The organism is Halorubrum hochsteinianum (genome assembly GCF_023702125.1).
Taxonomy (GTDB): domain Archaea; phylum Halobacteriota; class Halobacteria; order Halobacteriales; family Haloferacaceae; genus Halorubrum; species Halorubrum hochsteinianum.
In genome coordinates this window covers 139,725-165,637 of the sequence record NZ_CP098415.1, presented here as the reverse complement: position 1 = coordinate 165,637, position 25,913 = coordinate 139,725, and the positions used below count along the sequence as shown (strand labels likewise).

General features: G+C 70.8%; 29 protein-coding genes. 7 read left to right on the top strand and 22 right to left on the bottom strand.

The window, feature by feature from the left end:
- Positions 1 to 140: 140 nt before the first annotated feature.
- On the top strand, positions 141 to 719 hold the full coding sequence (gene cyaB / locus NAF06_RS00880; protein WP_008585955.1) for a class IV adenylate cyclase: 579 nt from the start codon (positions 141 to 143) through the stop codon (positions 717 to 719).
- Between the two features lie 12 nt (positions 720 to 731).
- On the opposite strand, the gene NAF06_RS00875 is transcribed toward cyaB, so the two are convergent.
- A complete protein-coding gene (locus NAF06_RS00875) occupies positions 732 to 1,223 on the bottom strand; it encodes a MaoC family dehydratase (RefSeq protein ID WP_008585958.1) in 492 nt (163 codons plus the stop codon).
- 156 nt (positions 1,224 to 1,379) lie between these two features.
- Here NAF06_RS00875 and NAF06_RS00870 point away from each other — a divergent pair, with 156 nt between their 5' ends.
- Together NAF06_RS00870 and NAF06_RS00865 are read left to right on the top strand one after the other, a co-directional pair.
- Positions 1,380 to 2,276, top strand: a complete 897-nt coding sequence (locus NAF06_RS00870) for an HpcH/HpaI aldolase/citrate lyase family protein (RefSeq protein WP_049908843.1) — start codon at positions 1,380 to 1,382, stop codon at positions 2,274 to 2,276.
- A gap of 77 nt (positions 2,277 to 2,353) precedes the next feature.
- Positions 2,354 to 3,607, top strand: coding sequence for a Glu/Leu/Phe/Val family dehydrogenase (locus tag NAF06_RS00865; protein WP_008585960.1), 1,254 nt, complete (start codon positions 2,354 to 2,356; stop codon positions 3,605 to 3,607).
- Between the two features lie 25 nt (positions 3,608 to 3,632).
- Here NAF06_RS00865 and NAF06_RS00860 read toward each other — a convergent pair whose 3' ends face one another.
- From NAF06_RS00860 to NAF06_RS00840, 5 genes are all read right to left on the bottom strand, one after another.
- Positions 3,633 to 4,346 carry a diphthine--ammonia ligase gene (locus tag NAF06_RS00860; RefSeq protein WP_008585961.1) on the bottom strand — a complete coding sequence of 238 codons (714 nt, stop codon included), beginning with the start codon at positions 4,344 to 4,346 and terminating at the stop codon, positions 3,633 to 3,635.
- Between the two features lie 110 nt (positions 4,347 to 4,456).
- Entirely contained in the window at positions 4,457 to 5,026 is a 570-nt protein-coding gene (locus NAF06_RS00855; RefSeq protein ID WP_008585962.1) for a DUF7110 family protein, read from the bottom strand.
- Positions 5,027 to 5,192: 166 nt separating this feature from the next.
- Complete coding sequence (locus NAF06_RS00850; protein WP_006628704.1) at positions 5,193 to 5,537, bottom strand: glutaredoxin family protein; 345 nt, start codon at positions 5,535 to 5,537, stop codon at positions 5,193 to 5,195.
- A 302-nt stretch (positions 5,538 to 5,839) separates the two neighbouring features.
- Positions 5,840 to 6,475 (bottom strand): transcriptional regulator GfcR, encoded by a 636-nt coding sequence (gene gfcR, locus NAF06_RS00845; protein WP_008585963.1) that lies wholly within the window; start codon positions 6,473 to 6,475, stop codon positions 5,840 to 5,842.
- Positions 6,462 to 7,532, bottom strand: a complete 1,071-nt coding sequence (locus tag NAF06_RS00840) for a glucose 1-dehydrogenase (RefSeq protein ID WP_008585964.1) — start codon at positions 7,530 to 7,532, stop codon at positions 6,462 to 6,464. Before NAF06_RS00840 ends, gfcR begins: the two co-directional genes overlap by 14 nt.
- A 106-nt stretch (positions 7,533 to 7,638) precedes the next feature.
- Between NAF06_RS00840 and NAF06_RS00835 the strand changes: the two genes are divergently transcribed.
- The 3 genes from NAF06_RS00835 to NAF06_RS00825 all read left to right on the top strand — a co-directional run bounded on the left by NAF06_RS00835 (position 7,639) and on the right by NAF06_RS00825 (position 9,315).
- Positions 7,639 to 8,409, top strand: coding sequence for an NRDE family protein (locus tag NAF06_RS00835; protein ID WP_008585965.1), 771 nt, complete (start codon positions 7,639 to 7,641; stop codon positions 8,407 to 8,409).
- A 106-nt stretch (positions 8,410 to 8,515) separates the two neighbouring features.
- A complete protein-coding gene (locus tag NAF06_RS00830) occupies positions 8,516 to 8,854 on the top strand; it encodes a helix-turn-helix transcriptional regulator (RefSeq protein ID WP_049908844.1) in 339 nt (112 codons plus the stop codon).
- Positions 8,855 to 8,961: 107 nt separating this feature from the next.
- Positions 8,962 to 9,315, top strand: coding sequence for a hypothetical protein (locus NAF06_RS00825; RefSeq protein ID WP_008585967.1), 354 nt, complete (start codon positions 8,962 to 8,964; stop codon positions 9,313 to 9,315).
- A gap of 40 nt (positions 9,316 to 9,355) precedes the next feature.
- Here NAF06_RS00825 and NAF06_RS00820 read toward each other — a convergent pair whose 3' ends face one another.
- From NAF06_RS00820 to NAF06_RS00755, 14 genes are all read right to left on the bottom strand, one after another.
- Positions 9,356 to 11,155, bottom strand: coding sequence for a Na(+)/H(+) antiporter subunit D (locus NAF06_RS00820; RefSeq protein WP_008585968.1), 1,800 nt, complete (start codon positions 11,153 to 11,155; stop codon positions 9,356 to 9,358).
- Complete coding sequence (locus tag NAF06_RS00815; RefSeq protein WP_008585969.1) at positions 11,152 to 13,344, bottom strand: cation:proton antiporter; 2,193 nt, start codon at positions 13,342 to 13,344, stop codon at positions 11,152 to 11,154. The genes NAF06_RS00820 and NAF06_RS00815 overlap by 4 nt, the downstream gene beginning before the upstream one ends.
- On the bottom strand, positions 13,341 to 14,948 hold the full coding sequence (locus NAF06_RS00810) for a proton-conducting transporter transmembrane domain-containing protein (RefSeq protein WP_049908845.1): 1,608 nt from the start codon (positions 14,946 to 14,948) through the stop codon (positions 13,341 to 13,343). Before NAF06_RS00810 ends, NAF06_RS00815 begins: the two co-directional genes overlap by 4 nt.
- Entirely contained in the window at positions 14,941 to 15,450 is a 510-nt protein-coding gene (locus NAF06_RS00805) for a cation:proton antiporter subunit C (RefSeq protein WP_008585972.1), read from the bottom strand. The genes NAF06_RS00810 and NAF06_RS00805 overlap by 8 nt, the downstream gene beginning before the upstream one ends.
- On the bottom strand, positions 15,450 to 16,133 hold the full coding sequence (locus NAF06_RS00800) for an MnhB domain-containing protein (RefSeq protein ID WP_008585974.1): 684 nt from the start codon (positions 16,131 to 16,133) through the stop codon (positions 15,450 to 15,452). Before NAF06_RS00800 ends, NAF06_RS00805 begins: the two co-directional genes overlap by 1 nt.
- Positions 16,130 to 16,753 (bottom strand): DUF4040 domain-containing protein, encoded by a 624-nt coding sequence (locus NAF06_RS00795; protein WP_008585977.1) that lies wholly within the window; start codon positions 16,751 to 16,753, stop codon positions 16,130 to 16,132. Before NAF06_RS00795 ends, NAF06_RS00800 begins: the two co-directional genes overlap by 4 nt.
- Positions 16,750 to 17,082: a monovalent cation/H(+) antiporter subunit G gene (gene mnhG, locus NAF06_RS00790; RefSeq protein ID WP_008585979.1), complete on the bottom strand. Its 333-nt coding sequence runs from the start codon at positions 17,080 to 17,082 to the stop codon at positions 16,750 to 16,752. Before mnhG ends, NAF06_RS00795 begins: the two co-directional genes overlap by 4 nt.
- Complete coding sequence (locus NAF06_RS00785; RefSeq protein ID WP_008585981.1) at positions 17,079 to 17,384, bottom strand: cation:proton antiporter; 306 nt, start codon at positions 17,382 to 17,384, stop codon at positions 17,079 to 17,081. Before NAF06_RS00785 ends, mnhG begins: the two co-directional genes overlap by 4 nt.
- Positions 17,381 to 18,625 carry a monovalent cation/H+ antiporter subunit E gene (locus NAF06_RS00780; RefSeq protein WP_008585983.1) on the bottom strand — a complete coding sequence of 415 codons (1,245 nt, stop codon included), beginning with the start codon at positions 18,623 to 18,625 and terminating at the stop codon, positions 17,381 to 17,383. Before NAF06_RS00780 ends, NAF06_RS00785 begins: the two co-directional genes overlap by 4 nt.
- 146 nt (positions 18,626 to 18,771) lie before the next feature.
- Positions 18,772 to 19,947 (bottom strand): bifunctional phosphopantothenoylcysteine decarboxylase/phosphopantothenate--cysteine ligase CoaBC, encoded by a 1,176-nt coding sequence (gene coaBC, locus NAF06_RS00775; protein ID WP_008585985.1) that lies wholly within the window; start codon positions 19,945 to 19,947, stop codon positions 18,772 to 18,774.
- 52 nt (positions 19,948 to 19,999) lie between these two features.
- Entirely contained in the window at positions 20,000 to 20,515 is a 516-nt protein-coding gene (locus NAF06_RS00770; RefSeq protein ID WP_239638718.1) for a hypothetical protein, read from the bottom strand.
- Between the two features lie 109 nt (positions 20,516 to 20,624).
- Complete coding sequence (locus tag NAF06_RS00765; protein ID WP_008585990.1) at positions 20,625 to 21,782, bottom strand: DUF63 family protein; 1,158 nt, start codon at positions 21,780 to 21,782, stop codon at positions 20,625 to 20,627.
- A gap of 60 nt (positions 21,783 to 21,842) precedes the next feature.
- Positions 21,843 to 22,292, bottom strand: coding sequence for an Lrp/AsnC family transcriptional regulator (locus tag NAF06_RS00760; protein ID WP_008585991.1), 450 nt, complete (start codon positions 22,290 to 22,292; stop codon positions 21,843 to 21,845).
- 47 nt (positions 22,293 to 22,339) lie between these two features.
- Positions 22,340 to 23,104 (bottom strand): phosphopantothenate/pantothenate synthetase, encoded by a 765-nt coding sequence (locus NAF06_RS00755; protein ID WP_008585993.1) that lies wholly within the window; start codon positions 23,102 to 23,104, stop codon positions 22,340 to 22,342.
- 134 nt (positions 23,105 to 23,238) lie between these two features.
- Here NAF06_RS00755 and NAF06_RS00750 point away from each other — a divergent pair, with 134 nt between their 5' ends.
- Positions 23,239 to 23,475, top strand: coding sequence for a DUF7999 family protein (locus tag NAF06_RS00750; RefSeq protein WP_008586003.1), 237 nt, complete (start codon positions 23,239 to 23,241; stop codon positions 23,473 to 23,475).
- Between the two features lie 110 nt (positions 23,476 to 23,585).
- On the opposite strand, the gene NAF06_RS00745 is transcribed toward NAF06_RS00750, so the two are convergent.
- Entirely contained in the window at positions 23,586 to 25,286 is a 1,701-nt protein-coding gene (locus tag NAF06_RS00745) for an acyl-CoA mutase large subunit family protein (RefSeq protein WP_008586005.1), read from the bottom strand.
- Positions 25,287 to 25,437: 151 nt separating this feature from the next.
- A complete protein-coding gene (locus NAF06_RS00740) occupies positions 25,438 to 25,875 on the bottom strand; it encodes a universal stress protein (RefSeq protein ID WP_008586007.1) in 438 nt (145 codons plus the stop codon).
- Positions 25,876 to 25,913: the final 38 nt, after the last annotated feature.

The window sequence follows — 25,913 nt, the reverse complement described above, 5'->3', positions numbered from 1 at the left end:
CGGCGGTTCGGGCGCTCACGCGCCGGCGCGCGGGACCCGCCGGTCGTCCTCCGCGCGACCCGAGGGCGGCTCTGCGCGACCCGAGGGCGGCTCCGCAGAGTCCCGGGTCCCTTTTGAACGCGCCGGCCGCACGCACTACCGTGTACGAAGTCGAGATCAAAGTCCCGGCCGACCTCGACGCGACCCGGGAGCGGCTCCGCGCGGCCGGTGCCGAGCGCGTCGACGCCCGGTTCCAGCGCGACACCTACTACGACGCGCCCCACCGCGAGTTCGCCGAGACCGACGAGGCGCTCCGCATCCGACGCGAGACGCCGCTGGAAGGCGGAGTATCGTTGGCGGCGCGGGACCGCGACGCGACGGCGACGGTTACTTATAAAGGACCCCTCATCGAGGACGCCTCGAAGACGCGCGCCGAACACGAGACCGGCGTCGACGACAGCGAGGCGCTCGACGCGGTCCTCTCCGGCCTCGGATTCGAGCCGGCCGCGACGGTGGAGAAGCGCCGCGAGTTCTGGTCGCACGACGGGTTCACGGTGACGCTCGACGCCGTCACCGGACTCGACGAGTACGTCGAGATCGAGCGCGCCGTCGACGAGGAGCGCGAGGTCGACGCGGCGCGCGAGGCGGCGGTCGAGGCGCTCGACCGACTGGGCCTCGACGCGGAAGAACAGGTGCGCACCTCCTACCTCGGACTGCTGCTGGCCGCGGACGGGGACTGACCGGCGCGCCGGTCAGTCGGCCGACTCGTCTCCCTCGTCGTCTCCTTCCGGTCGCTTCTCCGAGAGGACCGTCCGCTCGAACTCGCAGACGAGGACGTCGTCGTCGCCGTCGACGATCTTGAACGCCTCGACGCGCATGGTGACGACGCCGCGCTCGCCGTCGCTCGTCTCCCGCTTGTCGACGACGGTCGACCGCGCGCGGATCGTGTCGCCGTGGTACACCGGGTTCGGGTGTTCGACGCCGTCGTACGAGAGATTCGCGACGATGGTCCCGTCGGTCGTCTCCGGGATGGAGATCCCGACCGCGAGCGACATGGTGTACAGCCCGTTCACGAGCCGTTCGCCGAACTGCGTCTCCGCGGCGAAATCGGCGTCGAGGTGGAGCGGCTGCTGGTTCATCGTCATGTCGCAGAAGCGCTGGTTGTCGGCCTCGCTTATCGTCCGTCGCTTCGCGTGTTCTATGGTCTCGCCGACCGCGAACTCCTCGTAGTAGCGTCCGGTCATGCTCCCGCGGTCGACCGGCCGCGTAAAATCGGTACCGCTCTCTTCCGAGGCGGGTGACGCGAGCGCGACGACGTGGCCGGAGGTGAGCGCAACGAATCGCGCCCCGATTGGAACCCGGCCGGCGGTTTTTAGCCGTCTGCCCGCGGACCACGGGACATGCCACGCCGAAGCCTCCTGTTCTCCCCCGGCGACAGCCCGGACCTCATGCGGAAGGCCCCCGGGGCCGGGGCCGACGTGATCTGTTTCGACCTCGAAGACGCCGTCGCGCCCGCCCGGAAGGACGAGGCGAGGGCGGCGGTCGCCGACGTGCTCGCCGACCCCTCGTTCGACCCGGACGCGGAGGTGTGCGTCCGGCTGACCGCCGAGTCGCCCGCGGCCGACCTCGACGGCGTGTTGGGGGGCTGCGCGGGAGACAGAGCTGCTGCGGCCGAAACGGCCGAGGTCAGGCTCGACGCGGTGATGCTCCCGAAAGTCGAGTCCGCCGACCGCGTCGCGGCCGTCGCGGACCGCTGCGCCGAGCGGGGGCGCGACCCCGCGGTGTTCGCGCTCGTCGAGACGGCGGCCGGGGTCCTCTCGGCGCAGTCGATCGCGGCCGCGGACGCGACCGACGCGCTCGCGTTCGGGGCCGAGGACCTCGCGGCCGACGTGGGCGCGACCCGGACCGACGAGGGGACGGAGGTGCTGTACGCGAGGGAACACGTCGTCCTCGCGGCGAGCGCGGCCGACGTCGACGCCCTCGATACGGTGTACACGGACTTCTCGGACGACGGGGGGCTCCGCGAGGACGCGTCGTTCGCGCGGCGGCTGGGCTACGACGGGAAGCTCGCGATCCACCCGGCGCAGGTGGGACCGATCACGGAGGCGTTCACCCCGGACCCCGAGGACGTCGAGTGGGCGACGGCCGTCCTCGATGCCCGCGACGAGGCGGAGTCGGAGGGGAAGGCCGTCTTCGAGGTCGACGGCGAGATGATCGACGCGCCGCTGATCGCGCAGGCGGAGCGGATCCTCGACCGAGCGCCGGAGGGCGACCGTCGTCCGGACGGCGGTTACTGACGCCGGGCGTCGTGCCGGCGCGGCCCGCCGACCCCCGCGGTCGTCACAATTAACCACCGGCGCGGAGACGTAAACGTATGAGTTCGGAGGCGAACCCGTTCGAGAGTCTGCGAGAGCAGGTGGACGACGCGGCTGCGGTCCTCGAGACCGACCCGGGCGTCATCGAGCGCCTGAAGAACCCGGAGCGGGTGTTGGAGACGAATCTGACGTTCGAGCGCGACGACGGCTCGCTGGAGACCGTCCGCGCGTACCGCTCGCAGTTCAACGGCGACCGCGGCCCGTACAAGGGCGGGATCCGCTACCACCCGGGGGTCACCCGCGACGAGGTGAAGGCGCTGTCCGGCTGGATGGCGTACAAGTGCGCCGTCGTCGACGTTCCGTACGGCGGCGGCAAGGGGGGGATCGCGATCGATCCGGCCGACTACTCCGCCGACGAGTTAGAGCGGATCACCCGCGCGTTCGCGACCGAGCTGCGCCCGATGATCGGCGAGGACCGCGACATCCCCGCGCCGGACGTCAACACCGGTCAACGGGAGATGAACTGGATCAAAGACACCTACGAGACGCTGGAGAACACCACCGCGCCCGGGGTCATCACGGGGAAGGCGATCGACTCCGGCGGCAGCGAGGGGCGCGTCGAGGCGACCGGTCGCTCGGTGGCGCTGTCCGCGCGCGAGGCGTTCGACTGGCTCGGCCGCGACCTTTCGGGCGCGACGGTGGCGGTTCAGGGGTACGGCAACGCCGGCTCCGTCGCCGCGGCGCTGCTCGACGACCTCGGCGCTGACGTGGTCGCGGTCTCCGACTCCTCGGGCGGAATCCACGACCCCGACGGGTTCGACCCGCGCGAGGTGAAGGCGCACAAGTCCGAGACCGGATCGGTGACCGGCTACCACGGCACCGACGCGATCACGAACGACGAACTGCTCACGCTCGACGTCGACTGCCTCGTCCCGGCCGCGCTGGAGAACGCCGTCGACGGCGACCTCGCGGCCGACGTGCGCGCGGACCTGATCGTCGAGGCGGCCAACGGGCCGCTCACGCCCGACGCCGACGACGTGCTGGCCGACCGCGGCGTCCACGTCGTCCCCGACATCCTCGCGAACGCGGGCGGCGTCACCGTCTCCTACTTCGAGTGGGTCCAGAACCGACAGCGGTTCGGCTGGACCGAGGAGCGCGTCAACGAGGAGCTGGAACGCGTCATCACGGACGCATTCGACACGCTCGTCGACACCTACGAGTCAAACGAGGTCCCGAACCTCCGCACCGCGGCGTACGTCGTCGGCATCGGCCGTATCGTGAACGCCTACGATCAGGCCGGAAACTGGCCGTAACGGGGGGTTCGACGGCGGACAGGGACTATTCTAACCGCGCGTCTCGGATCTCGACGTGCCCGCGGTCGCCCTCCCAGACCGCGTCGTAGGTGAGGTCGATGCGGCGCTCCATGTGCGGGCCGTCGACGACGTACGTCTCGAACTCGCCGCCCTCGCCGAGCGGGTGGACGCCGTACTCCTCGCGGAGCGCGAGCAGGTCGTCGAGCGCGTCGGCGTCGTACCGCCGCCCGAGCCACGACTCGTCGAGGCCGTACGCCGCCACCTGAACGATCCGGATCTCGAAGCCGGCGTCGAACATCGCCTCGGCGAGTTCGACCGGGTCCCGCTGCCACAGGGGCGCGAACAGGTCGATCCCGAGGCGGTCGCACATCGCCCGAATGCGGCTCGTCTGGAACTCGCTCTCGACCGCGCCGGCGGTGACGCCCGCGAGGTCGACGTCGCTCTCGGCGGCGATCTCCCGGAGCGCCGCCTCCATCGGCTCCAGTTCGGCGTCCCCCTGCGCGCCCGCGTCGTCGACGTCGCCCGCGCCGAAGTCGTCCGGCGACACCTCGACGAGGTCGATCCCGACGCTCTCGGCGGCGAGCGCGGCGAGCTCCGTCGCCGGCGTGTGGTACATGTACGAGTCGCCGGCGGGGCGGACGGTCAGCAGTCGCGAGACGTCGAGTCCCTCCTCTAGGGCGCGGTACAGCGCCCACGAGGAGTCCTTGCCGCCGGAAAAGAGGCTCACCCAGTCGGTCATGACTGTGGGGGGGAGACGCACCCATAAAGGGTCGACGGTCGGACGCCGTTTGAGCGTCGGTGGAGCGGGACGGCGGGGCGGACGTCCCGATGCGCGCCGAGCGCGCCGTTTCAGTCCGAGATGAACTCGTTGTCGCGCCAGTTGACGCCGCCGTCGCCCTCGCCCGAGCCCTGCGGGCTCTCGACGACCTCGATGCTCGCGGGACGCCGCTCGCCCTCGACGATCCGGGTCGCTTCGAGCTCGTCGTCCTCCTCGGTGATCGCCGTCAGCGTGCCCTTCTCGGAGAGGGTCGCGATCTCGCGGAGCACGAGGAACATCGGGTACTGGAGCGCGGAGTTCTGGAGGACGGTCTCGCGGTCGCCCTTGAAGCAGGCGAACTCGACCAGCTCGGAGGGGATCTCCTCCTCCTCGTCGTCCATCCACTGCGGGCCGCCGGCGCGGGGCGGCTCCTCCTCCCACACGCGCGTCTCCGTGACGGACGCCTTCAGCTGTGCGGTCGGGGTGTACTTGCTGATCGACTCGTCGTCGGACAGGGCCTTGATGATGAGTGTGTTGTTTCGACGCGTGATGTCGATGTCGTCGATCTCCGGCGGCAGGTCGGGATCTTCGTCGAAGTACGTCTCTACGTCTTCGAGTGGCAGTTCGAGCGTCGAATGAAGTCGGAACACGCGGCCTGTCATTGTTTGTGGAATGCGGTGGGGTCGAACCGGTGGTCGGGGCGGCAGCGGCAACGGCTGCTTCTACCCTATGTAGGCACCGTGGGTTTATATGGCCTGCCCTTCCAATAGCAAGGATCGGGAGCGGATTCGGCTCGGTGGCGTGTGGTCCGGACGCCGGATCGGAGCCTCAGTCGGCACCCAGCTCGGCGGCGAGCTCGCCGCGCTCGTCGAGTTCCGCGAGCACGTCGCTCCCCCCGACGAACTCGCCGTCGACGAACGTCTGCGGGATCGTCTCCCAGCCGCTGTGCGACTCCAGCGCCTCGCGGTACTGCGGCAGCGCGGGCAGCACGTCGACCGTCTCGAACTCCTCGACGTGCTGGCCGATCAGTTCGACGGCGCGTTTCGAGTAGCCGCACTGGGGCATCAGGCGGTTCCCCTTCATGAACAGCACCACGTCGTTGTCGGCGATGACCGTCTCGACGCGCTCGTCGATCTCCTCGGGGTCGGCGTCTGTTTCGGGACTGAACGTCATACAGACGTGTACGCGCTACCGAGGCAAATGGGTTCCGCACCGAACGTGTTCGGTTCGAAGGCGACGGTCGGATCTCACGCGGCGACTGGCCCCTCGAGCCCCGCCCGCCCCGCACAGCAACCGCACCTCACGCCTCCCCAGCCTCGTCGGCGGTCCTCCGCTTCGCTTCGGACCGCCGACTCCCTCGCGGGTGCCGTCTCGCGGCGCTCCGCGCCGCTCGCGAGCACGCGCCACCGGAAGGAGAGAGAGGCCGGAAGCGGAGAGAACGGGAATGCGCGCGCTTCGTGGGGTCGCTCGTCCCGTTACTCTTCGCGGTCGACGCGGACCACGTCGACGAGCGAGTAGACGGGCACGCCGTCGATCTCGTCGTACCCCCTCTTGTCGACCAGCACGACGCAGGCGACGGGTTCGCCTCCCTGCTCGCGGATCGCGTCGATCGACTCCCGCATCGTCGTCCCCGACGTGATGATGTCGTCGACGACGTAGCAGTCGCGGTCGCGGATGGCCGCGAAGTTCCGCGAGAAGCCGCCCCCCTGCTCGTCGATGTCGCCCTCGTCCCACTGGTGTTTCGCGGGCGCGTACGTGCCGAGGTCGGTGTCGAGCCGGTCCGCGACCGCGGTCGCGAGCGGCGCGCCGGCCTTCTCGATCCCGACGGTGAGGTCGACCGCCTCCCCCTGCTTTGCCAGGAGGTCGGCCATCGCGCTCGCCGCGTAGCCGAGCCGCGTGGAGTCGCGACCGAGCGCCGACCAGTCGACGTGGATGTCGGCGGACGCGGTCGTCTCGCCCACCGACTCGGCGGCGTCGGCCCCGCCGCCGCGCTCGACCAGCCAGCTGGCCGTCTCCCGGGAGACGTTCAGTTCGTCCGCGATTTCGCCCTTCGAGAGACCGTGTTCCGCCAGCTCGGCGGCGCTGTCTATCAGGTCGTCAACGTTCTTCATATGACCCGAATTCGACCGCCGTTTTAATAGTCGTGTCGTCATCCGCGAACGCGGCCTCGAAGTCGTCGAGCCCGTGGACGCCCGTGACCAGATCGTTCAAGAACGACTCCGAGAACCCCGAGAGCGACTCGATCGCCGACTCGAAGTGCCCGTAGCCCGAGTTGACGCTGCCGACGAGCGCCTTGTTGTGGAGGACGAACTCGCGGTGGAGCCGGCCGCCGTCGATCTCGAACTCCCAGTCGCCCGGGACGCCGAGGAGCGCGCCGACGCCGTTCGGCGCGAGCGCCTCGATCGTCTCGAAGGCGTGGGGCGCGTAGCCGGTCGCTTCGAAGACGAGGTCCATCGGTTCGTGCGAGTCGGGCACCTCGGGGATCGGCGTCTCGTTGGAGTTCACGTACGTCGCCCCGAGCGACTCGATGATGTCGATCGTCGGGTCGGGGCGCTCGCGCCGCCCGAGGCAGTATCTCCGGTCGAACGACTCGTCGAGGGCCGCGACCGTCAACAGCCCGAGCGACCCGTTCCCGAGGACGAGCGCCGACTCGGGGTCCCAGTGGAACGCCGACCGGGAGGCGTAGGCGTGTTCGAGTGCCTTCTCGGCGATCGATATCGGCTCGACGAGGAAGCCCCACTCCGCGAGTTCCGGCGGGATCTCGACGAGGAACTCGGCCGGGCTGGTGAAGTACTCCGCCATGAAGCCGTGCGCGCCGACGATGCCGCGCTCGTGGTACTCGCCGTCGGGGGCCATGTCCGGCTCGCCGCGCGCGAAGTACTCGTTGGCACCGTTGGGCGGCCGCCGCACCGTCGGGACGACGACGTCGCCGACCTCAAACGGCGTGTCGTTCGGGTCCTCGATCACGCCGACGGCCTCGTGGCCCAAGACGAGGTGGTCCTCGCCCGCGGGGGTGCCCCCGTGTCCGCCGGCGATGACCTCGTGGTCGGTCCCGTCGACGCCGACTCGGAGGGTCCGAACCAGCGCCTCGCCGGGCGCGGGGGCCGGTCGCGGCTTCTCGGTCACGACCGGTTCGTCGGCTCCCTCGTAGACGGCAATCGCGTTCATGAATCGACTCAGGAGGTCAGCCGACAAAAGATTTCTTTTATTGTGAGTAAACGGTAGCGCCCGATCCTCCGTGGCGTTTTCATGCCGGTCGCGCGTATCGGACGCCGTGTGTACCCTGACCCTCGCGTGGCGGACGTTCGGTGACGCGCCCGTCGCGCTCGCGGCGACCCGCGACGAGGCGCTCGACCGCCCGAGCGAACCGCCCGCCCTCCGGGGCGAGAACGCCCGGTACCTGGCACCGCGCGACGCCGAGGCCGGCGGTACGTGGATCGGCGTCGCCGAGGGCGGACTCGTCGTCGCCGTCACGAACCGGTGGCTCGATGCCGACGGCGAGGGCGACCGCTCCCGCGGGCTGCTCGTCCGCGACTGCCTGACGGCCGACTCCGCCGAGGAGGCGGTGCGAACGGTCGAGGACGACCTCAACGAGCGCGCGTACGACGGGTTCAACCTCGTCCTCGCGGACGACCGGGCGGCGTTCCTGCTGACGTACGACGGCCGCCTCGTCGTCACCCGGCTCGATCCCGGCGTCCACGTCGTGGGCAACGTCGGCGGCGTGGTGAACGGCGCGGAGCGGTTCGCGATTCCCGAGCGGCGGCGGGAGTTCGGCGAGGAGCGCGCCGACAGCGCCAGACGGGTCGCGGCCGCCCTCGTCCCCGAGCCCGGCGAGTCCGGGGCGTCGTGGCTCGACCGCGCGAGCGAGATCCTCGCGGACCACGAGTACGACGCCTGCCTCCACGGCGACGACTTCGGCACGCGGTCGTTCACCAGCGTCCGAACGGGCGACGATTCCGAGGTCGCGTACGCCGACGGCCCGCCCTGCGAGACGCCGACCGAGCCGGTGTCGCTGCCGGCCGACTTCGCGCTCGCCGGCGAGTGAGGCGGGGCGCGAACCGGAGCGAGCCGGCGCGGCGGGATCGAAGTCTCCGTGCGGAAAGCCAGTTTTAAGCGATTCGGGAGGCGTGTGAAACTATGAGCGGTCCGAAATCGAGTCCGACCTGTCGGCGGACGAGCGCGCCGGCCTCGAACTCATCCGCGAGACCGGCGGGATCCACCAAAGCGACTTCTGGAAGGAGTTGGACGTCTCCTCGCGGAAGGGGAGCCGCATCGCGGAGAGCTTAGAGGAGGCCGGCGTCATCCGGCGCGAGGACACAGTCTACGAGGGGCACAACACCTACTACCTGGAGCCGGCCCCGCGCGATCTCGACTTCTCGCTTCTGATGGCCGGAGACATGCTCTCGCCGTTCATCGGCGAGGAGGAGGTCGACGCGCAGGCCGACGCCTTCTCCCAGTGGATGATGAACCTCGCGTACGAGGAGCACTGACGCCGCGGGCGTCCACCCTCCGAGCGCTCCCTCACCGCACGGAACCCCTCCGCGAACGTTCCCTCGCCGACGCCGGGTTTTTCCGACCGGCGTCGAACCGGACGGCCGTGAAACGCGCCCTCCTCGTCGCGGCCGGCGTCGGCCTCCTCGTCGGTCTCGGCGTTCACCGCCTCGTCTCGTCCGTTCCCGTGTCGGCCGGCACGGCCGCAATCTACGCCGGAGTGACGTACTTCCACGTCGCGTTCGACCTCTCGCTGCTCGCGGAAGCGCCGCGGTTCGACGACCGAGTCGACCGATTGGGGTACGGGGTCGGCCTGTTCGGCGTGTCCACGAGTCCGCTGCTGTTCGCGCACTACACCGGGGCCGGCGACGGCTCGGTCCTCGGATTTACGGTCGCGTTCGTCGGGACCGTGGCGTTCCTCACGCTCAGCGAGCGGGCCAGACGCGTCGACGACGACTGAAAACGAGCGGGCCGCCCGCGACTGGACCCGCCGCCCCGCGTCAGGCCAGCAGGAACGCGAACAGCGCGATCCCGGCCGCCAGCGTGAGGAACAGGACGCTCCGGCCGATCCCGGCCCGAATCTCGACGTCGACGCCGGCTCGGGAGAGCACCTCACGCGGGTCGGAGGCGGTCCGCATGGCCGCGCCGGCGACCGCCATCGTCGCACGGTCGACGGCGGCCCACAGCTCCGTGACGCCCCACACCGAGCCGCGGCCGAGGTAGAACGCCGCCGGGAAGAGGACGGCGTCGACGTCGGGCATCCGGTGGGCGAGCCAGCCGAGCGGCCGCTTCAGCGAGAAGAAGCCGACGAAGCCGGCGACGAGCAGCGCGGCGCTCTCGGTCAGGTGGCTCTGGCTGTACGGCTTGAAGTAGACTTCCTTGCTGAGGATCAGGTCGGTGAACGGCATCAGCTCGATGAGCTGGGTGTAGAACACGCCGAAGAAGACGCACGCCCCCGCCGCCAGCACCATCCCGCCGGTCTGGAACGGGGTGGCGTCGTCCGGTGACAGCGTCGCGGACCCGTGGAAGAACACGTAGTAGCCGAGCTTGATGAACGACATGAACGTGCCCACGCCGCCGAGGATGAGCAGCCACCAGAGCAGCCCCTCGCCGAACAGCAGTTCGAAGTTGTGGACCTCGTGGGCGGAGTCGATCACCATCCCCTTCGAGATGAACCCGTTGAACCCGGGCACCGCGGTAATGGAGGCCGCGCCGACGAGGTACACGAGGAACGTGACGGGCATCACCCGCCAGAGCCCGCCCATGTCGCGGATGTCCTCGACGCCGGTCCGGTAGATCACGACCCCGACGGCCATGAACAGCAGGCTCTTGTAGAGGACGTTGTTGAACAGGTGCGCGAACCCGCCGACCACGGCGAACTCGCCCACGTACGTCGCCAGCCCGAACCCGGCGAGCATGTAGCCGAGCTGGGCCTGAATGTGGTACGACAGCAGCCGCCGCGGGTCGTACTGGAGCAGCGCGAAGAACGCGCCGTAGACGGCCATGAACCCGCCGAGGTACGCGAGCCACATGCCCCCCTCCGGGAACGCGCGGTACATCACGTAGGCGGCGGTCTTCGTCGTGAACACGGAGAGGAACACCGACGCCGCGACGTGCGGGCGCGGGTAGGTGTCCGGCAGCCAGCTGTGGAGGAAGATGAATCCGCAGTTGACCCCGATGCCGACCGCCGCGAGGACCGTCGCGGACGCGTGGATCCCGGTCGTCGACGAGAACAGGAATATCTCGCCCGCGGGCACACTACCGAGCATCGACGCGCCATGGACGACGACCGCCGCGAGCAGGACCGTCCCGCCGGTGCCGTGGAACAGCGCGTACCGGTAGCCGGCCCGCACCGCCGCCCCGCCGTGCTGCCAGACGAGCAGCGTCGAGGTGACGGCCGTCAGCTCCCAGAAGAAGACCAGGGTGAGCCAGTCGCCGGCGTAGATGGTCCCCAGCGTCGTGGCGACGTACAGCAATGCGAACGCGGTCATCCACGTCGGGGCCTCGCTGCCGTAGGCGTACAGCACCGCGGCCGTCGCGAGGAACCCGACGACGACGCCCATCAGCAGGGAGAACTGGTCGACGTTGAAGAACACCACGTCGAACCCGAGGAACTGCGTCGCGAGGTGCGCGCCCGTCCCGCCGTCGCCGAGCAGCACCGCCTGCGCGAAGGTGAACGCCGTCGCCAGCGCGGCGACCGCGTGCCCCGACCGCAGCGGCAGCGCCAGCACCGCGAGCGCCGCGAACGCGATCAGGACGTAGGGCGGAATCGAGGCGAGGAGGCCGGCCGACGCGCTCATGGCCGCATCACCTCCTCGGGGAGCCGCGTGTCGACGATGAGCTCGATCAGCTCCAGGAAGCCCATGTCGTGGGGGACCACGCCGAGCAGCACCGCGAGGCTCATCACGGTGAGGATCGGGCCGAGCGTGAACCACGTCGACTCGCGCCCGCGGAGGGCGTCGAGACTGGCGATGTGCTCCCACCCGCCCGCCGGCGGCCCGCCGTGGTGATGGTCGTCGTGGGCATCGTCGCCGTGCGCGTCGTCGACGTGAGCGTCAGCGTCGCCGCGGTCGGCGGCGGTCTCGTCGGCGGCAGTCTCGTCGGCCGCGCGGTCGGCTCCGGCGATGTCGTCCGAGGGCTCGTCGGGCGCGTCGGCGCGCCCGGGACCGAACGGCACGTCGGCGTCGGAGGGCTTCTGGTCGACGGCGTAGTCGCCCGTGTCGACCCGTTCGGCCGGCTCCGAGAAGTCGCGCTCGCTCGTGTCGAAGTCCGGCCGGACGACACCGTCCTCGTCGGTCGGCAGGTCGTCGAGGTCGGCGTCCGGGACCTCGGACTCGTCGACTCCGTCCGCGGCGTCGGGCGAGGAGTCGCCCCCGTCGCCCGCGTCCGCGTCGTCGATGACGTCGTCGAGGTCGTCGGCGTCGCCGGCGCTCTCGTCGTCCTCGTCACCCGCCCGGCCGCCGTCGGTCGCGGCGTCGTCGGGTGCGCCGCGACCGTCCGTCGCGACGTCGTCGGGTGCGCCGCGACCGTCCGTCGCCGCGACGATCGACCGCGACTCGCCGCCGAGCGGGAAGTCGACGAGCGGCTTCGCGTCGTGGGCGTCCTCGGCCTCGAAGAACGCGGTGTAGATCACCGGCCAGAAGTACGCGATGTTGAGCACGCCGGAGAGTAGCAGCGCGCCGACGAGGTAGTACGCGACCGGGGTGAGCTGTGCGCCCATCCGAACCCCGCCGATCAGCATGTAGTACTTGCTGACGAAGCCGGCGAGCAGCGGGATCCCCGCCATCCCCAGCGAGGCGACGGTGAACGCCCCCATTGTGAGCGGCATCCGCTTGCCGATCCCCGCCATCTGCGAGATGTAGTCGGTGTGGGTCTCGGCGTGGATGTTGCCCGCACAGAAGAACAGGGTGAGCTTCATGAACGCGTGCGCCGGGATGTGTAAGAGCGCCCCGACCAGCCCGTACCAGCCGAACAGGCCGAGCCCGAGGATGATGTAGCTCAGCTGGCTGATCGTCGAGTAGGCCAGCCGTCGCTTCAGGTGGTCCTTCCGCAGGGCGATGAGGGAGGCCGCGGTGAGCGTGACCGCCCCGATCGTCGAGAGCACGAGCCCGGCGGTGAAGCCGAACGGCAGCGAGAGGTCGAAGACGAGCTCCGGGCCGAACACGTCGAGGACGACCCGCGAGACGCCGAACGCGCCGGACTTGACGACCGCGACCGCGTGGAGCAGGCCGGAGACCGGCGTCGGCGCGACCATCGCCTCCGGGAGCCACTGGTGGAGCGGCATGATCCCCGCCTTGACGCCGAAGCCGACGGCGAGCAGGAGGAACGCGAGCATCGCCAGCCCGGGGTCGGCGTTCGCGAGTTCGGCGATGCCGCCGGGCGTGAACGCGACCGATCCCGCGAGCAGGTAGACGAGGGCGGTCCCCGCCAAGACGAGGACGCCGCCGCCGAACATCGTGTACGCGAGGTACTTGCGGCCCGCGGAGCGCGCCTCCGCCGTCTCGTCGTGCGCGACGAGCGGGTACGTCGCGATCGACAGCAGCTCGTAGAAGACGAAGATCGTCACGAGGTTGCCCGCGAACGCGATCCCCATCGTCGTCGACAGCGACACCGCGAACGCGGCGAAGTAGCGGGTCTGGTTCGGCTCGTCCAGCCCGCGCATGTAGCCGATGCTGTAGAAGGAGGTGACGATCCACAGCCCGCTCGCGAGGAACGCGAACAGCATCCCGAGCGCGTCCGCCCGCAGGACGAACTCGATCGGCGTCCCGATCCCGGGCAGGAACGCCCCGTGCGAGTACTCGAAGACGGCCCCGTCGAGGACCGCCGGGAGCATCGACGCGACGATCCCGAACTTCGCGAGCGACGCGACGAGCGTCCACCCCTCGCGGACGTTCGGAGAGCGGTACGACGCGACGATGAGGATCGCCGCGACGAACGAGACGAGAACCGCCAGTAGGGGTCGTGGGTCCTGTAGTACGACGTCAGTCATGCGAAGGCCTCCGTGAGGAAGGGGTCGAACCACTCAGCGAGCGCGAAGCCGCCGAAGCCGAGCGCGACCGCCGCGAACGCCGCGAGGACGAGCGCGACCAGCGACGCCGTCGGCACCCGGTCGGGGACGAGCGACGAGCGCGGCGCGCCGGCGACGGGCGCGGGGAGGCCGCTCGCGGTCCGGGCGGGCGACTCCCCGCCGTCGGTCGCGGCCGCGTCCCCGTGGCCGTCGGCGTCGTCCGCGTCGCCGTGGTCGCCGGGGAGCCCGGCACCGGCGAAGTAGAACCGCTCTATCATCCGCGCGACGTACGACAGCGTGAACAGCGTGCTGACGAATATCGCCGCCGCGACCGCGATCCCGACCGCGCCGCCGCCGGCGAGGCCGGCGTCGACCGCCCCGACGCCGATGTACCACTTGCCGAGGAAGCCGATCGAGGGCGGGATCCCGACGAGGACGAGCCCGAGGACCGCGAGCGCGCCCGACGTGTACGGGGCCGCGCGCGCAGCGCTCGCGAGGTTCTCGATCCGCCGGGTCCCGTAGCCGAGCGCGAGCAGCCCGATCCCCAAAAAGAGGCCGAACTTCACCAGCCCGTGGCCGATCAGGTGGACGATCCCGCCGAGCAGCGCCGTCTCGTTCGCGAGCGCGACCGCCGCGCCGATCATGCCGAACTGCGCGACCGAGGAGTACGCGAACATCCGTTTGAGGTTCGACTGCATCGCGGCGAGCGCGGAGCCGGCGACGATCGAGACGGTCGAGACGACGAGCAGCGCCGTCGCGATCCCCTCGTTGGCCGCGAAGAAGTCGACCGTGAACACGGTGTAGGTCACGCGGATCAGCGCGTATGCGCTCGCCGTCGAGACCAGCGCCGCGACGACCGTCGTGACCGAGTCGGGCGCGCGCTGGTAGGCGTCCGGCTGCCAGGAGTGGACGGGGAACAGAGCGATCTTCAGCGCGAGTCCGGTCGCGATGAACGCGTAGCCCGCGCGGACCAGCGGGTCGCCGTAGCCGGCCTGCGCGACGATCTGCGCCTGAACGTCGAGCATGTTCAGCGTCCCCGTCGCGAGGAAGACGTAGCCGACGCCGAGCAGGTACAGCGACGCGCCGACGGTCCCGACGACGAGGTACTTCAGTGAGGCGTACGCGCTCGCGCCGGAGCGGTCCGAGGCGATGAGCGCGTACGTCGTCAGCCCGGTGATCTCCAGGAAGACGAACAGGTTGAACAGGTCGCCGGTGAGGACCATGCCGACCAGCCCGCCGACCAGCAGGAGGTACGCGCTGTAGAACGGGTTCTCGTGCGGGCCGGCGACTCGCGCGAACGCGAGCGTCGCGACCGACACCGCGGCCACGAGCAGCAGCACCGCCACCGACAGCCGGTCTGCGACGAGTTCGATCCCGATCGGGGGGAGGAAGCCCCCCAGCGCGTGGCTGAACGGGCCGTTTATCACCGTCTCCGCGGCGATCGCGGCTGCGATACCGGCCGTGACCGTCGCTCCGACCGCCGCGACCGGCCACCCGATCCGGTCGTACCGCAGTCCGAGCGCCAGCGGCAGCGTCGCCGCGACGATGGGGGCGACGACCGCGAGCGGCAGGAGCACGTCAGTCATCGCCGTCACCCCCGGTCGCGTCGCCCGTCTCGCCGGGGCCGAGCGCCGCCGCCGACGCGCTCGGCGTCTCGGAGCCGGCGTCGCCCGACCCCGCCGAGGGGATCGATCCCTCGTCGCGGAGCAGCTCCCGGAGGGTGTCGGTCCGTAGCGTGCCGTACTCGTCGTATATCCGGATACACAGCGCGAGCGCGACCGCCGTGAGGCTCACGCCCACGACGATGGCGGTGAGCACGAGGACGTGCGGGAGCGGGCTGACGTACAGGCCGCCGTCGGGGCCGCCGGTCGGAACGATCGGGATCGCCCCGCCGTCAACGTACGCCGAGGCGATGAACAGCAGGAAGATCGCCGTCTGGAACAGGTTGAGTCCGATGATCTTCTTCACGAGGTTGGGGTTGGCAATCATCATGTAGAGTCCGATACAGAGCAGCAGCGCGAACGCGACGTACGCGTGTCTCGTCGCGAGTATCTCGACGGCACCGCCGGCCGCGGCGAGCGCGATCATCACCGCTCACCCCCGTCGGTCGCGGCCGGTCCCTGCGCGCCGGCGTCGGCAGAGCCGGCCTCGTCAGCCGATCCGGCCCCGTCGGTCGGGCCGGCGGTCGGGCCGTCGCCCGGGTCGTCGGTGCCGGGGCCGCCGGTCTCGTCGGCGAACGCGTCGGCGTCGGCGAATCCCCCGGCGTCGCTGAAGCCGTTCGCGAGGACGAAGAACAGCCCCATGAGGACGCCGGCGACGATGGTCCCGATCCCGAGGATCTCGACGCCCTCCATCCCGTACTTGACCGGGTCGGGGATCGGGAGCCGTTCGTACTGGAGGAACGCGCCGCCGAGCGCCACCGGGACCAGTCCGATCCCGGCGAACACGAGCGCGCCGCCGACCGCCAGTCCGACGACCACCGTGTTCGCGAGCCACTGGCGGGTGGCCTCGATGCCGAACGCGAACGCGATCATGAACACGACCGCGGCGACGATCGCGCCGCCCTGGAACCCGCCGCCCGGCGAGCTACCGCCGTGGAAGGTGACGAACAGCCCGTAGGTGAACGCGAACGGCGCGACGATCTTCACCGTCGGCATGATGACCTGGCTCTCCGTGTACGGCGTGCCCTGCCGGCGGTCCGAGTCGAGGCGACCGCCGGTTCGCGGCGGCCGGTCGCGGTCGAACCCGTCGTCGGCGTCGGAACCGCTCATGCGAACACCTCCCGACGGAGGACGATGAGGGCGGCGATCCCCGCCGCGAAGACGACGACCGCCTCGCCGAAGGTGTCGAACCCGCGGAACGCCGCCAGCACGGCCATCACCGCGTTCTCGACGTGGGTCTCGGCGTACGTCTCCGCGATGTACCACTGGCTCACGTCCGGGTTCGACCAGATCGGCGCGTCCCGGGAGCCGACCGCCGGGATGTCGCCCATCGTGAGCAGCAGTCCGCCGAACAGGAGCCCGACCGCTCCCGCCGCGGGGAGGTTCACCGACTCGAAGGCGGCCTCGTGCTGGCGTCGGGTCGTCTTCGCGAGCGTGAGCAGCAGCAGCACCGTGGTCACCCCGGCGGAGATGGCGGCCTCGGTCATCGCCACGTCCGGCGCGCGGTAGAACGTGTACAGCGCGGCCATCCCGAGGCTGTACGCCCCGAAGATGATCACCGCGGCGAGCACGTCGCGCGCCAAAGCGGTGAACAGCGCGGTCAGCACCACGAAGACGAACAGGCTCGCCTCGATGGCGGTCACCTGCGCGACGGGCGGAGCCGGGAGCCCCGCGGCGGACGAACCGACCGACGCGAGCGCCGTCGCGCCGGCCGCGAGCGTCCCCGTCATCGGCGGTCGTCCCCCTCCGTCCACGGCACGATTCCCTCCTCGAAGGCGGCCCGAGCGATCGCGTGGGCCGCGGTCGGGTTCGTCAGGAAGATGAAGAACAGCAGGAGGACGGACTTGAACCCGGCCCCCGCCAGCCCGACGGTGAGCGCGACGGCCGCGAGGCCGAAGCCGGCCCCCAGCGTGTCGGCCTGCGAGGCGGTGTGCGCCCGCGAGTAGACGTCCGGCAGCCGGAGGACGCCCGTCATCGAGACGAGCGTGAAGAACAGCCCGAGCAGCGTGACCGCGACGACGAGCCAGACCCGGGCCGTCTCCAGCGCGGCGGCGCTCACAGCACACCACCCCGCTCGACGGTGAACTTCGAGATGGCGATGGCCATCAGGAAGTTCAACAGCGCGTACACTAAGGCGATGTCGAGGAACGTCGGCTCGTCGAGCGCCGCGCCCAGTATCGCGAGGATGACGACGGTGTTCGTCCCGAGGACGTTCACCGCCAGCACGCGGTCTTGCATCGTCGGGCCGACGACCGCGCGGTAGAGCATCCCCACCGCGAGGACGGCGAAGCCGGCGGCCGCGACGAGGAGGAAGTCGCCGAGGGTGTAGCCGGCCGCGAGCGTGGCGTCCGCGAGGCTCATCGGTCCGTCACCTCCTCCGCGTCGGCCGTCGGATCCTCCCCTTCGGCCGTCACGTCACCGCCGTCGGCGGCGGCGATCGGAAGCTCCTCGGTCGCGTCGTCCCCTTGGAGGATGGCGACGTCGTCGCGCTCGCGGGGCGTCGGCAGGCGCGCCGAGCGGCGGCCGTAGTAGACGAACCGCGTCCACCGCTCCAGCGAGCCGTCGAACAGGCCCTCGCGGGCCCACGGGAGGAGCGAGTGGACGTAGAGGTCGCTGTCGCGGGCGCGGACCGTCAGCGTCCCGGGGGTCAGCGTGATCGAGTTCGCGAGCGTCATCAGCGGGAGGCCGCTCCCGACGATCACGCGCATCCGGTTCATCGTCGGCTCGATCGGGAGCCGCGGGTCGAGGATGACCCGCGCGACGACGAGGTTCGCCTTCAGGATCTCGAAGAGCAGCACGGGGACGTACACCAGCCCGCGGAGGATGCGCATCGGCGTCCGCGGGATCGCCGGGTTCGAGTCGAGGCTCACCCGCGAGAGGGTGACCGACACGATCGCGGCCGTCGCGACCCCCGTCACCGCGTCGAACCAGTAGGTCGGGTCGCCCAACAGGAGGTAGAAGGCGAGCGAGAGCCCGAACAGCGCCAGGAACCGGCCGGTGGTCGCCTCGGTCCGGAAGCGCTCGCGACGGGTCGGGCGGTCGACCGGCGCGGTCTCGACCGACAGCGACGTGTTCGAGAGCGCGAACTCCAGCGGCTGGAGCAGCGTCGTGTTCCCGACCGGCGTGTACTCGGGGTCGAGCACGACGCGGTCGGCCCGGTTGGCCTCGGCGTACTCCGCGAGGACGCGGACGTAGTCGTCGGCACCGAACAGGTAGTCGTCCGCGCCGATCACCGCCGTGACGACCTCGACGTCCGCGGCACCGGGGGCCTCAGAGTCGTCGAGGTCCGCCGCCGTCCACGCCGCGGCGCGTTCGAGCACGCGCTCGGCCGCGGCGGCGCGCTCGTCGCTCTCGGGGTCGCCGTTCCGCCACGAGGCGATCTCGACGAGGTGGATCGCCGGCGCGCCGCCGGTCGCCGCGGCCTCCGCGACGTGCGCGATCGTCGAGCGAAGCGTGGAGGTCGGCTCGACCGGAACGATGACCGAACCGGCCGCCGCCGGTCCGCCCGCGGCGTCGGCGTCCGCCGCCGCGGTCGAACCGAGCGAGTCGGTCGAGCCGTCGCCGGGATCGCCGGCGTCGGACGGGGAGTCGGCGTCAGCCACCCACCACACCTCCCACGGAGCCGTGCGTGACCGTCTCGTTACACATGGATATCTCTATCCGTGTGGTTACTCCACCGCCTCAAAACAGTTTGTATCCGCGGGGAGCCTGCCGGGGGCGGGCGATGCGACTCCCGGGAGCGCCCCCGTCAGACGGACGCCGGCGCGTCGAGCGTCGCCGCGAGCCGGTCCGCGATCCGGCCCGCGACGGCGTCCTTCGAGCCGGCGACCTCCTCCGGATCGGTCCCCGACTCGCCGACCAACAGGACGCGCGTCTCGTCGCCGCCCATCACGCTCGCGTCGTTGGCGACGACGAACGACAGTCCGACGCGGTCGCGGATCCGCTCGGCCTCGGCGACCATCGCCGCGTCGTCGCCGGAGGTCTCGGCCTTGAACCCGACGATCGGGAGGTCGGGGTACGCCTCCCGGACCGAGTCGATCAGCTTCGGCGTCGGCTCCAGTTCGACCGACAGCGGCGAGCCGGACCGGATCTTCTGGTCGACCGCGTCGGCGGTGAAATCGGAGATGGCGGCCGCGGATATCAGCGCGTCCGCGGTCGCAGCCGACCGGCGACACGCCGCCATCATCCCGTCGGCGGTCTCGACCGAGACCACGTCGGCGTACGGGACCTCGGGGCCGTCCTGAACGAGCGTCACCCGCGCGCCGCGGGCGTAGAGCGCTCTGGCGACCGCCCGGCCGGTCTTTCCCGACGCCCGGTTCGTCAGGATTCGGATCGGGTCGATCCGCTCTTTCGTCGCGCCGGCGGTGACGACGACGTGCGTCCCGGCGAGGCGCTGCGGCGTCGTCGCCCGCGCGACCTCGACGACGATGTCCTCCTCGGCCGCGACCTTCGCTTTCCCCTCCTCGATCCGCGGGTCCGCGAAGCGGACGCCCCACGATTCGAGGCGGTCGAGCGCGTCGAGGACGCCCGGGTGGTCGTACATCGGCTCGTGCATCGCGGGGGCCATCACGACCGGCACGTCTGCGCCGAGCGCGGTCGTCGCGCAGGTGGTGACGGGGGTGTCGTCGACGGCGGCGGCGACCTTTCCGGCGGTGTTCGCGGTCGCCGGCGCGAGGAGGAGCACGTCGGCCCACCCGTCGCGGCCGCACAGTTCGACGTGTTCGACGTCGCCCGTGATCTCGGTGACGACCGGCTCGTCCGTCGCGAAGTCGACCGCCCACGGGTGGACGATGTTCGTCGCCGCCGGGGACATGACGGCGCGGACGCGAGCGCCCTGCCGGCGCAGTTCGTGGGCGAGTTCGACGACCTTCACCGCCGCGATGCTCCCGGAGACGCCCAGCGCGACGTTGACCCCATCCAGCATTACCGAGACCGTTCCGCCCCCGACGGCTTATAAGGTGTCGTTGCGGTCGCGTTCAGGAGCCGTTCGCCTGTCCGCCCTCCTGCGGCGCGGGGAAGTCGTCCGCGGACAGCAGCGCGCTCACCGGCTTGGCCCCCAGCGCGTCGAGGATCGCCGCGGCCGGCCCGCTGACAAGCACGGCACCGGCCCGCTCGTTCGCCTCGTCGATCCCGAGGCCGTCGACGCCGGCCGCGTACGACTCCAGGTCGTCGACGGCGGCCGCGACGATCTCGCGCTGCGCGTCGGCCAGTTCCGCCTGCGCGTCCTCCTGCGAGAGGTTCCCCTCCTGAACGCGCGTCCGGACCTCCTCTCGTGCGGCTTGGATCTCCGACTGGACGTCGAGCGCGACCGTCGCGCTGGCGTCCTCGCCGGACCCGCTTCCGTCGCCGCCCGCGTCGCTCCCGTCGGTCCCGTTGTCGGTCTGTCCCGCCGCGTCGCCGTCCGACCCGCCGAGGTCGCCGCAACCGGCGAGACCGAGCGTCGATCCCGTCGCCGCTGCCGCCAGCACGCGCCGTCGCGGTGTGTCTGTCACGTCCGCGCTCGGCGCTCGGCCCACTTGTCGGTTCCGTACGAGCGCCCTGGAGGGAGGCACCCGGTCGAACGTCCCTCAGTCGAGCGCCGCGGGCCCGGCCCCGACCCGCTCAGACGCCGAACGTCGCGCGGAGCATGTCGCGGGTCCCCGGACCGAGACCGACGGCGAGGACGGTGATCAACAGCAGCAGGGAGTACCGCGGCGACTCGTCGTACATCTCGCCGTTGAACACCCAGACGACGAACGTCGCGGCCGCGAGCTTCACGAGGAGGAACGGCCACGCGTCGCCGGTGACGGCGGAGACGGACGCCGGGAGGAGCCGACCGGTCCAGTCGACGATGAGGGCGTTGACGACGTGTTTCGGGACGAGGTTCGCGGTCCCGGTCAGCGCGGGCATCCAGTCGAGCCCGATCACGTTCGCGACGCCGTCGACCGCGTGGCCCCAGATGATCACGATCCCGGCGGCCCCCGTCCCCTGCCGGATCGTCGGGATCCGTCGGGTCGCCAGCGCCCACGTGCCCGCGGTCGCGGCCGTCGCGATGACGAGCGTCGGCACGAGCACCTGCGGGTAGAAGGTGACGTAGCCGGTCGTCGCGGCGAGCACGGCGAGGTAGCCCACCGCGAGCGCGAGCCCGGCCGCGCCCGACGCGAACAGCGGCCGCGCGTAGTCGTCGACGACGCCGCGCCGTTCGAGCGCGTACGCCGCGATCACGCAGGCGAGCGTGAAGAGGAACACCGTGAAGTAGATGAACGGGCTGATCAGCACCGCGCTCGCCGGGAACGGGACGAGAGGGTCGACGCCGGCGGCGGTCGCCGCGACGCCCGCGTCCTCGACCGTCCGCATCGCCCCGCCGAACAGCATGAACGGGAACAGCGCGTAGAAGAACCGCAGTTCGGTCGCGATGTCGAGCCGGCGGAGGAGGAAGACGACGCCGATCAGCATCGCAAGCAGGATCACCACGTAGCTCACCGTCGAGAGGGTGGTGTACCCCGGCGAGGCGACCACCTCGCCGGCGGCTCTCGCCGACTGACACGCCGCCTCGCCGCCGAGCAGGTCCGTGGTACCGTCCGGGTTGCGGACCGCGCACTGCGCCCCCTCGCCGTCCGCGACGACCGGGCCCCAGAAGTAGCGCCAGAGGAACCGGTCGTAGACGACGCGCGTGAAGACGACCGAACCGACGGCCAGGAGCGCCGTCACCCCGCCGACGACGGCGGCCCAGGCCCGCTCCGGCGAGAGGTCGAACCGGTCCGCGACCGCTGTGCTCATGGTCACCGTTCGGGGAGGTCCCGAGTTGAGCGTTCCGGTCGCGGGCGAGCGCCGACCCCCCTACAGCGGCGGTCCGGGCTGCTCGTAGTCGGTGCCGAGGATTACCATCGTCTGCGAGCGCGAGAACCCGTCCGTCTCCGCGATCCGCTCGAACATCAGCTCTCGCAGCCGGTCGGTGTCGGCGGCGACGACCCGGAGGATCACGTCCCACTCGCCGGTGGTGAGGTGGATCTCGCGGACCCCGTCGATGCCGCGGAGCCGTTCGAGCGCGTCCTCCTCGCGGCCCTGTTCGACGCGCAGGCCGACGAACGCGCCGACCCCATACCCGACCGCCTTCGGGTCGATGTCGGCGTGATACCCCCGGATGACGCCCGCCTCTTCGAGGCGGCTGACCCGGTCGTGAACGGTGGCGCTGGACATGTCGATCCGGCGCGCGACCTCCGAGAACGGGGTCCGCGCGTCCTCTTGGAGGATCCGCAGGATCGCCCGGTCCGTCTCGTCGAGTTCCATATCGACCGGTACGGGCGGCGCGGGCTTTTGCCTTCCGGCGAGGCGGACTACGCGTCGTCCGCGTCCGCGAACGACCCGTCGCGGATGGTCGCCTCGGCCGCGTCAAGCGCGGCGTCGGCGTCGAACCCGTCGACGATCGCTTCGAGTTCGGCCGGCGTCGCGTCCGCGAGGTCCCGCGCGTGGGCCGTCACGTTCGGCACCGCGCGGAGCAGGTTGTCGATGATCGGCACGTCGGCCGTCCGCGGCGAGCGGCTCCCGGGGTTGAGGTCGATCACGACCTCCGTCTTCCCCATCGCGTCGAGCGCGGCCGCGCGGTCGCCGTCCTCTAAGGGGACCACGACGACGTCGGCCGCCTCGATCCCGTCGGCGTCGACGACGCCGCGCGCGTGGTCGAGCCCCGGGATTTCGCCGTCGCCGGCGAGTCCCTTCACCTCGCCCGCGCCGTGGTCGCGGAGGTGGTCGGCGATCCGCCGGACGCGCTCGTCCGTGTGGTTGAACAGGTTCACCTCGAGGTCGGCGTCGACCGCGTCGGCGAGTTCGACCGTCTCGCCCGGCGCGAGCGCCGCGACGTTGCCGTTCACTGAGATCACGGGGCGTTCCGCGAGGAGCAGCGTGGCCGCCGCGGCGCGGGCGGCCCCGTCGGCGCTCGGGAGCGTGCGCTCGCCGAGGAGGTAGTCGAACGCCTCGCCGCGACCCTGCGCGATCAGCCCCTGCTTCGAGGTGATCCCCCGCTCGACGCCCGCCTCGATCCGGTGACGCGTCACGAGCGACGCGTAGCGCGGGTGGTCCTCGGGGATCTCCGTCTCGTCCATGCCCGCGGTACTCGACGGGCCGAGTAAAAGGGCGCGTTCCCGGGCGCGCGACCCCGAGCGGTCAGCGCCGAGTCCAGCCGGAAAGGTATCGACATAATGGTTAACTTTCGCCGACACGTATTCTCGGTCGATTCATGGACCGTACAAGCACGTACACCGTCGTGAAACCGTGTAAGGACCACGGAACGACGACCCTCCGCGAACACCCGCGCAACGGGACCGTTCACGTCGTCGAGTACGACGGCCCGGAGGTCGAGGACGTGCTCAGCGAACTCGACACCGGGTCGGTGGTCCGGGTCGAACTCCGACGGGCCGGTCGGCGGGGGAACGCGTGGCGTGCCGAGTCCGCGCAGCCGGTCGAAGTGGCCTGAGCCCCCGCCCGCCGTCGCCGTCCGCCCGACCCTCACGCGACCTCTCTCGCCCGGCCGTCGCTCGACGCCTCTCTCTCGCCCGACCGTCACGCGACGCCTCCTCCCGGCCGTCACGCGACGCCGATCCGCTCGCGGTAGGTGCCGTACGCCGCCTCGAACACCGCCATGATCTCCCCCATCGTCGCGTACGCCTTCACGGCCGCGACGACGGCGGGCATCACGTTCTCGCCCGCGTCGACCGCGTCGCGGAGGTCGTCCAGGGCGGCCGCGACCGCGTCGTCGTCGCGGTCGGCCTTCACCGACTCCAGCCGGTCGAGCTGTCGCTCCCGAGTGGTCTCGTCGATCTTCAGGAGGTCCGGGCGGGTGTCCTCGTCGATCTCGTAGGCGTTGACGCCGACGACCGTCTCCTCGCCCTCGTCGACGCGCTCCTGGTACTCGTAGGCCGACTCCTGGATCTCGCGGTGGAAGTACCCCTGCTCGATGCCGTGAAGGACCCCGTCGCGCACGGAGCCGTCGCCCATCTCGCGGATCTCCTCGATGTACGCCATCGCCTCCGCCTCCGTCTCGTCGGTGAGGCTCTCGACCGCGAAGGAGCCGCCGAGCGGGTCGACGATGTCGGCCGCGCCCGACTCCTCGGCGATGATCTGCTGGGTCCGCAGCGCGACCCGGACCGCCTGCTCCGAGGGGAGCGCGAGCGCCTCGTCGAAGGAGTTGGTGTGGAGGCTCTGGGTCCCGCCCAGCACGCCCGCCAGCGCCTGAATCGTGACGCGCGCGACGTTGTTGAGCGGCTGCTGGGCCGTCAGCGACTGGCCGGCGGTCTGTGTGTGGAACTTCAGTTGCTTCGACGCCTCGGCCTCCGCGTCGTACCACTCGTCCATGACCCGGGCGTAGATCCGGCGGGCGGCGCGGAACTTCGCCACCTCCTCGAACAGCGAGTTGTGGGAGTTGAAGAAAAAGGAGAGCTGCGGGGCGAACTCGTCGACGTCCAGTCCGCGGTCGAGGCAGTCCTCGACGTAGGCGAACCCGTCGGCGAGGGTGAACGCGAGCTCCTGGACCGCGGTCGACCCCGCCTCGCGGATGTGGTAGCCCGACACCGAGATGGGCTTGAACTTGGGGGTCTCCGCGACCGCGAACTCGATCGTGTCCGTCACCAACTCGAGGGAGGGCTCCGGCGGGATCACCCACTCCTTCTGTGCGATGAACTCCTTGAGCATGTCGTTTTGAAGGGTGCCCCGGAGCTCCTCGCGGGGAATCCCGCGCTCGTCGGCGAGCGCGACGTACATCGCGTAGATCACCGGGGCGCTCGGGTTGATCGTGAAGGAAGTCGACACCTCGGCGAGGTCGATGCCGTCGAACAGCACCTCCATGTCGCGAAGGGTGTCGACCGCGACGCCCTCCTTGCCGACCTCGCCCAGCGCCATCTCGTCGTCGGAGTCGATCCCCATCAGCGAGGGCATGTCGAAGGCGGTCGACAGGCCGGTCTGTCCCTCGTCGATCAGGTAGCGGAACCGCTCGTTGGTCTCCTCGGCGGTGCCGAACCCCGCGAACTGCCGCATCGTCCACGTCCGCCCGCGGTACATCGTCGGGTAGACGCCCCGGGTGTACGGCTCCTCGCCGGGGAAGCCGAGGTCGTCGTCGTAGTCGAGGTCGGCCACGTCCGCGGGCGTGTAGATCCGGTCGACCTCGCGGTTCGAGACGGTCGCGAAGCGCTCCTTCCGCTCCCCGTGGCGGTCGAGCGTCGGATCGAGCGTCTCCGCCTCCCACGACTCCTTGGCCTCGCGGATCGCGGCGAGATCGTCGTCGTCGTACATGGGTCACGGTAGCCGCCCGCGATCTATAAAGATTGATTATGAACGTTGCGGTCGCAACGAAGATTGCGCGACCCGCCGTCTCGGGCTGAGACGCGCGATTTCCGTTACGTCGCGGTCGAGATCGCGGAGACCGCGGGAGGAGACCGTCCGATCAGTCGTCCGACTCCTCGCGGGGAAGCGCCACGACGGGGACGGGCGCGTGGGTCACGAGCTTCACGGAGATGCCCCCGGAGAGGAACCGCATGAGTCGGTTCCCGCCGCGGGCCCGGTAGACGATGGCCGTCGCGCCGACGGCGTCGACCGCGTCGAATATCTCCTCGGCGACGTGCCGGCCGTACGCCGTGTGTTCCTCGGCGTCCGGGAACACCGTCCGCACCGCGGCGTACGACTCGGCCGCCAGCTCCTCGGACTGTTCGACGGGCGTCTTGTCCGGGACGCCCTCACCTTTCTCGACCACGTGGAGCGCGGTCACGCGCTCCGGGTCGTACGGTTCGAGCGCCCGTGCGGTCGCCAGCGCGTCGTCCTCGTTTGCGACCGGCAAGAGGGCGTGGCCGAGCAGCTCCGTGGGTCCGCCGTCGGGTGAACTCATACGGCGACGTTCGGTGCCGCGGGTTAAGAAGGTGGCCG

Coding starts and splice junctions, on each gene's coding strand:
- NAF06_RS00850 (WP_006628704.1), bottom strand. CDS start 5,537: ATGACGTTCAGTCCCGAAACAGACGCCGACCCCGAGGAGATCGACGAG.
- NAF06_RS00855 (WP_008585962.1), bottom strand. CDS start 5,026: ATGACAGGCCGCGTGTTCCGACTTCATTCGACGCTCGAACTGCCACTC.
- NAF06_RS00755 (WP_008585993.1), bottom strand. CDS start 23,104: ATGGACGAGACGGAGATCCCCGAGGACCACCCGCGCTACGCGTCGCTC.
- NAF06_RS00865 (WP_008585960.1), top strand. CDS start 2,354: ATGAGTTCGGAGGCGAACCCGTTCGAGAGTCTGCGAGAGCAGGTGGAC.
- NAF06_RS00870 (WP_049908843.1), top strand. CDS start 1,380: ATGCCACGCCGAAGCCTCCTGTTCTCCCCCGGCGACAGCCCGGACCTC.
- NAF06_RS00760 (WP_008585991.1), bottom strand. CDS start 22,292: ATGGAACTCGACGAGACGGACCGGGCGATCCTGCGGATCCTCCAAGAG.
- NAF06_RS00840 (WP_008585964.1), bottom strand. CDS start 7,532: ATGAACGCGATTGCCGTCTACGAGGGAGCCGACGAACCGGTCGTGACC.
- NAF06_RS00795 (WP_008585977.1), bottom strand. CDS start 16,753: ATGACGGGGACGCTCGCGGCCGGCGCGACGGCGCTCGCGTCGGTCGGT.
- gfcR (WP_008585963.1), bottom strand. CDS start 6,475: ATGAAGAACGTTGACGACCTGATAGACAGCGCCGCCGAGCTGGCGGAA.
- coaBC (WP_008585985.1), bottom strand. CDS start 19,947: ATGCTGGATGGGGTCAACGTCGCGCTGGGCGTCTCCGGGAGCATCGCG.
- NAF06_RS00785 (WP_008585981.1), bottom strand. CDS start 17,384: ATGAGCCTCGCGGACGCCACGCTCGCGGCCGGCTACACCCTCGGCGAC.
- NAF06_RS00815 (WP_008585969.1), bottom strand. CDS start 13,344: ATGACTGACGTCGTACTACAGGACCCACGACCCCTACTGGCGGTTCTC.
- NAF06_RS00860 (WP_008585961.1), bottom strand. CDS start 4,346: ATGACCGACTGGGTGAGCCTCTTTTCCGGCGGCAAGGACTCCTCGTGG.
- NAF06_RS00820 (WP_008585968.1), bottom strand. CDS start 11,155: ATGAGCGCGTCGGCCGGCCTCCTCGCCTCGATTCCGCCCTACGTCCTG.
- NAF06_RS00800 (WP_008585974.1), bottom strand. CDS start 16,133: ATGAGCGGTTCCGACGCCGACGACGGGTTCGACCGCGACCGGCCGCCG.
- NAF06_RS00750 (WP_008586003.1), top strand. CDS start 23,239: ATGGACCGTACAAGCACGTACACCGTCGTGAAACCGTGTAAGGACCAC.
- NAF06_RS00805 (WP_008585972.1), bottom strand. CDS start 15,450: ATGATCGCGCTCGCCGCGGCCGGCGGTGCCGTCGAGATACTCGCGACG.
- NAF06_RS00765 (WP_008585990.1), bottom strand. CDS start 21,782: ATGAGCACAGCGGTCGCGGACCGGTTCGACCTCTCGCCGGAGCGGGCC.
- NAF06_RS00810 (WP_049908845.1), bottom strand. CDS start 14,948: ATGACTGACGTGCTCCTGCCGCTCGCGGTCGTCGCCCCCATCGTCGCG.
- NAF06_RS00740 (WP_008586007.1), bottom strand. CDS start 25,875: ATGAGTTCACCCGACGGCGGACCCACGGAGCTGCTCGGCCACGCCCTC.
- NAF06_RS00745 (WP_008586005.1), bottom strand. CDS start 25,286: ATGTACGACGACGACGATCTCGCCGCGATCCGCGAGGCCAAGGAGTCG.
- NAF06_RS00875 (WP_008585958.1), bottom strand. CDS start 1,223: ATGACCGGACGCTACTACGAGGAGTTCGCGGTCGGCGAGACCATAGAA.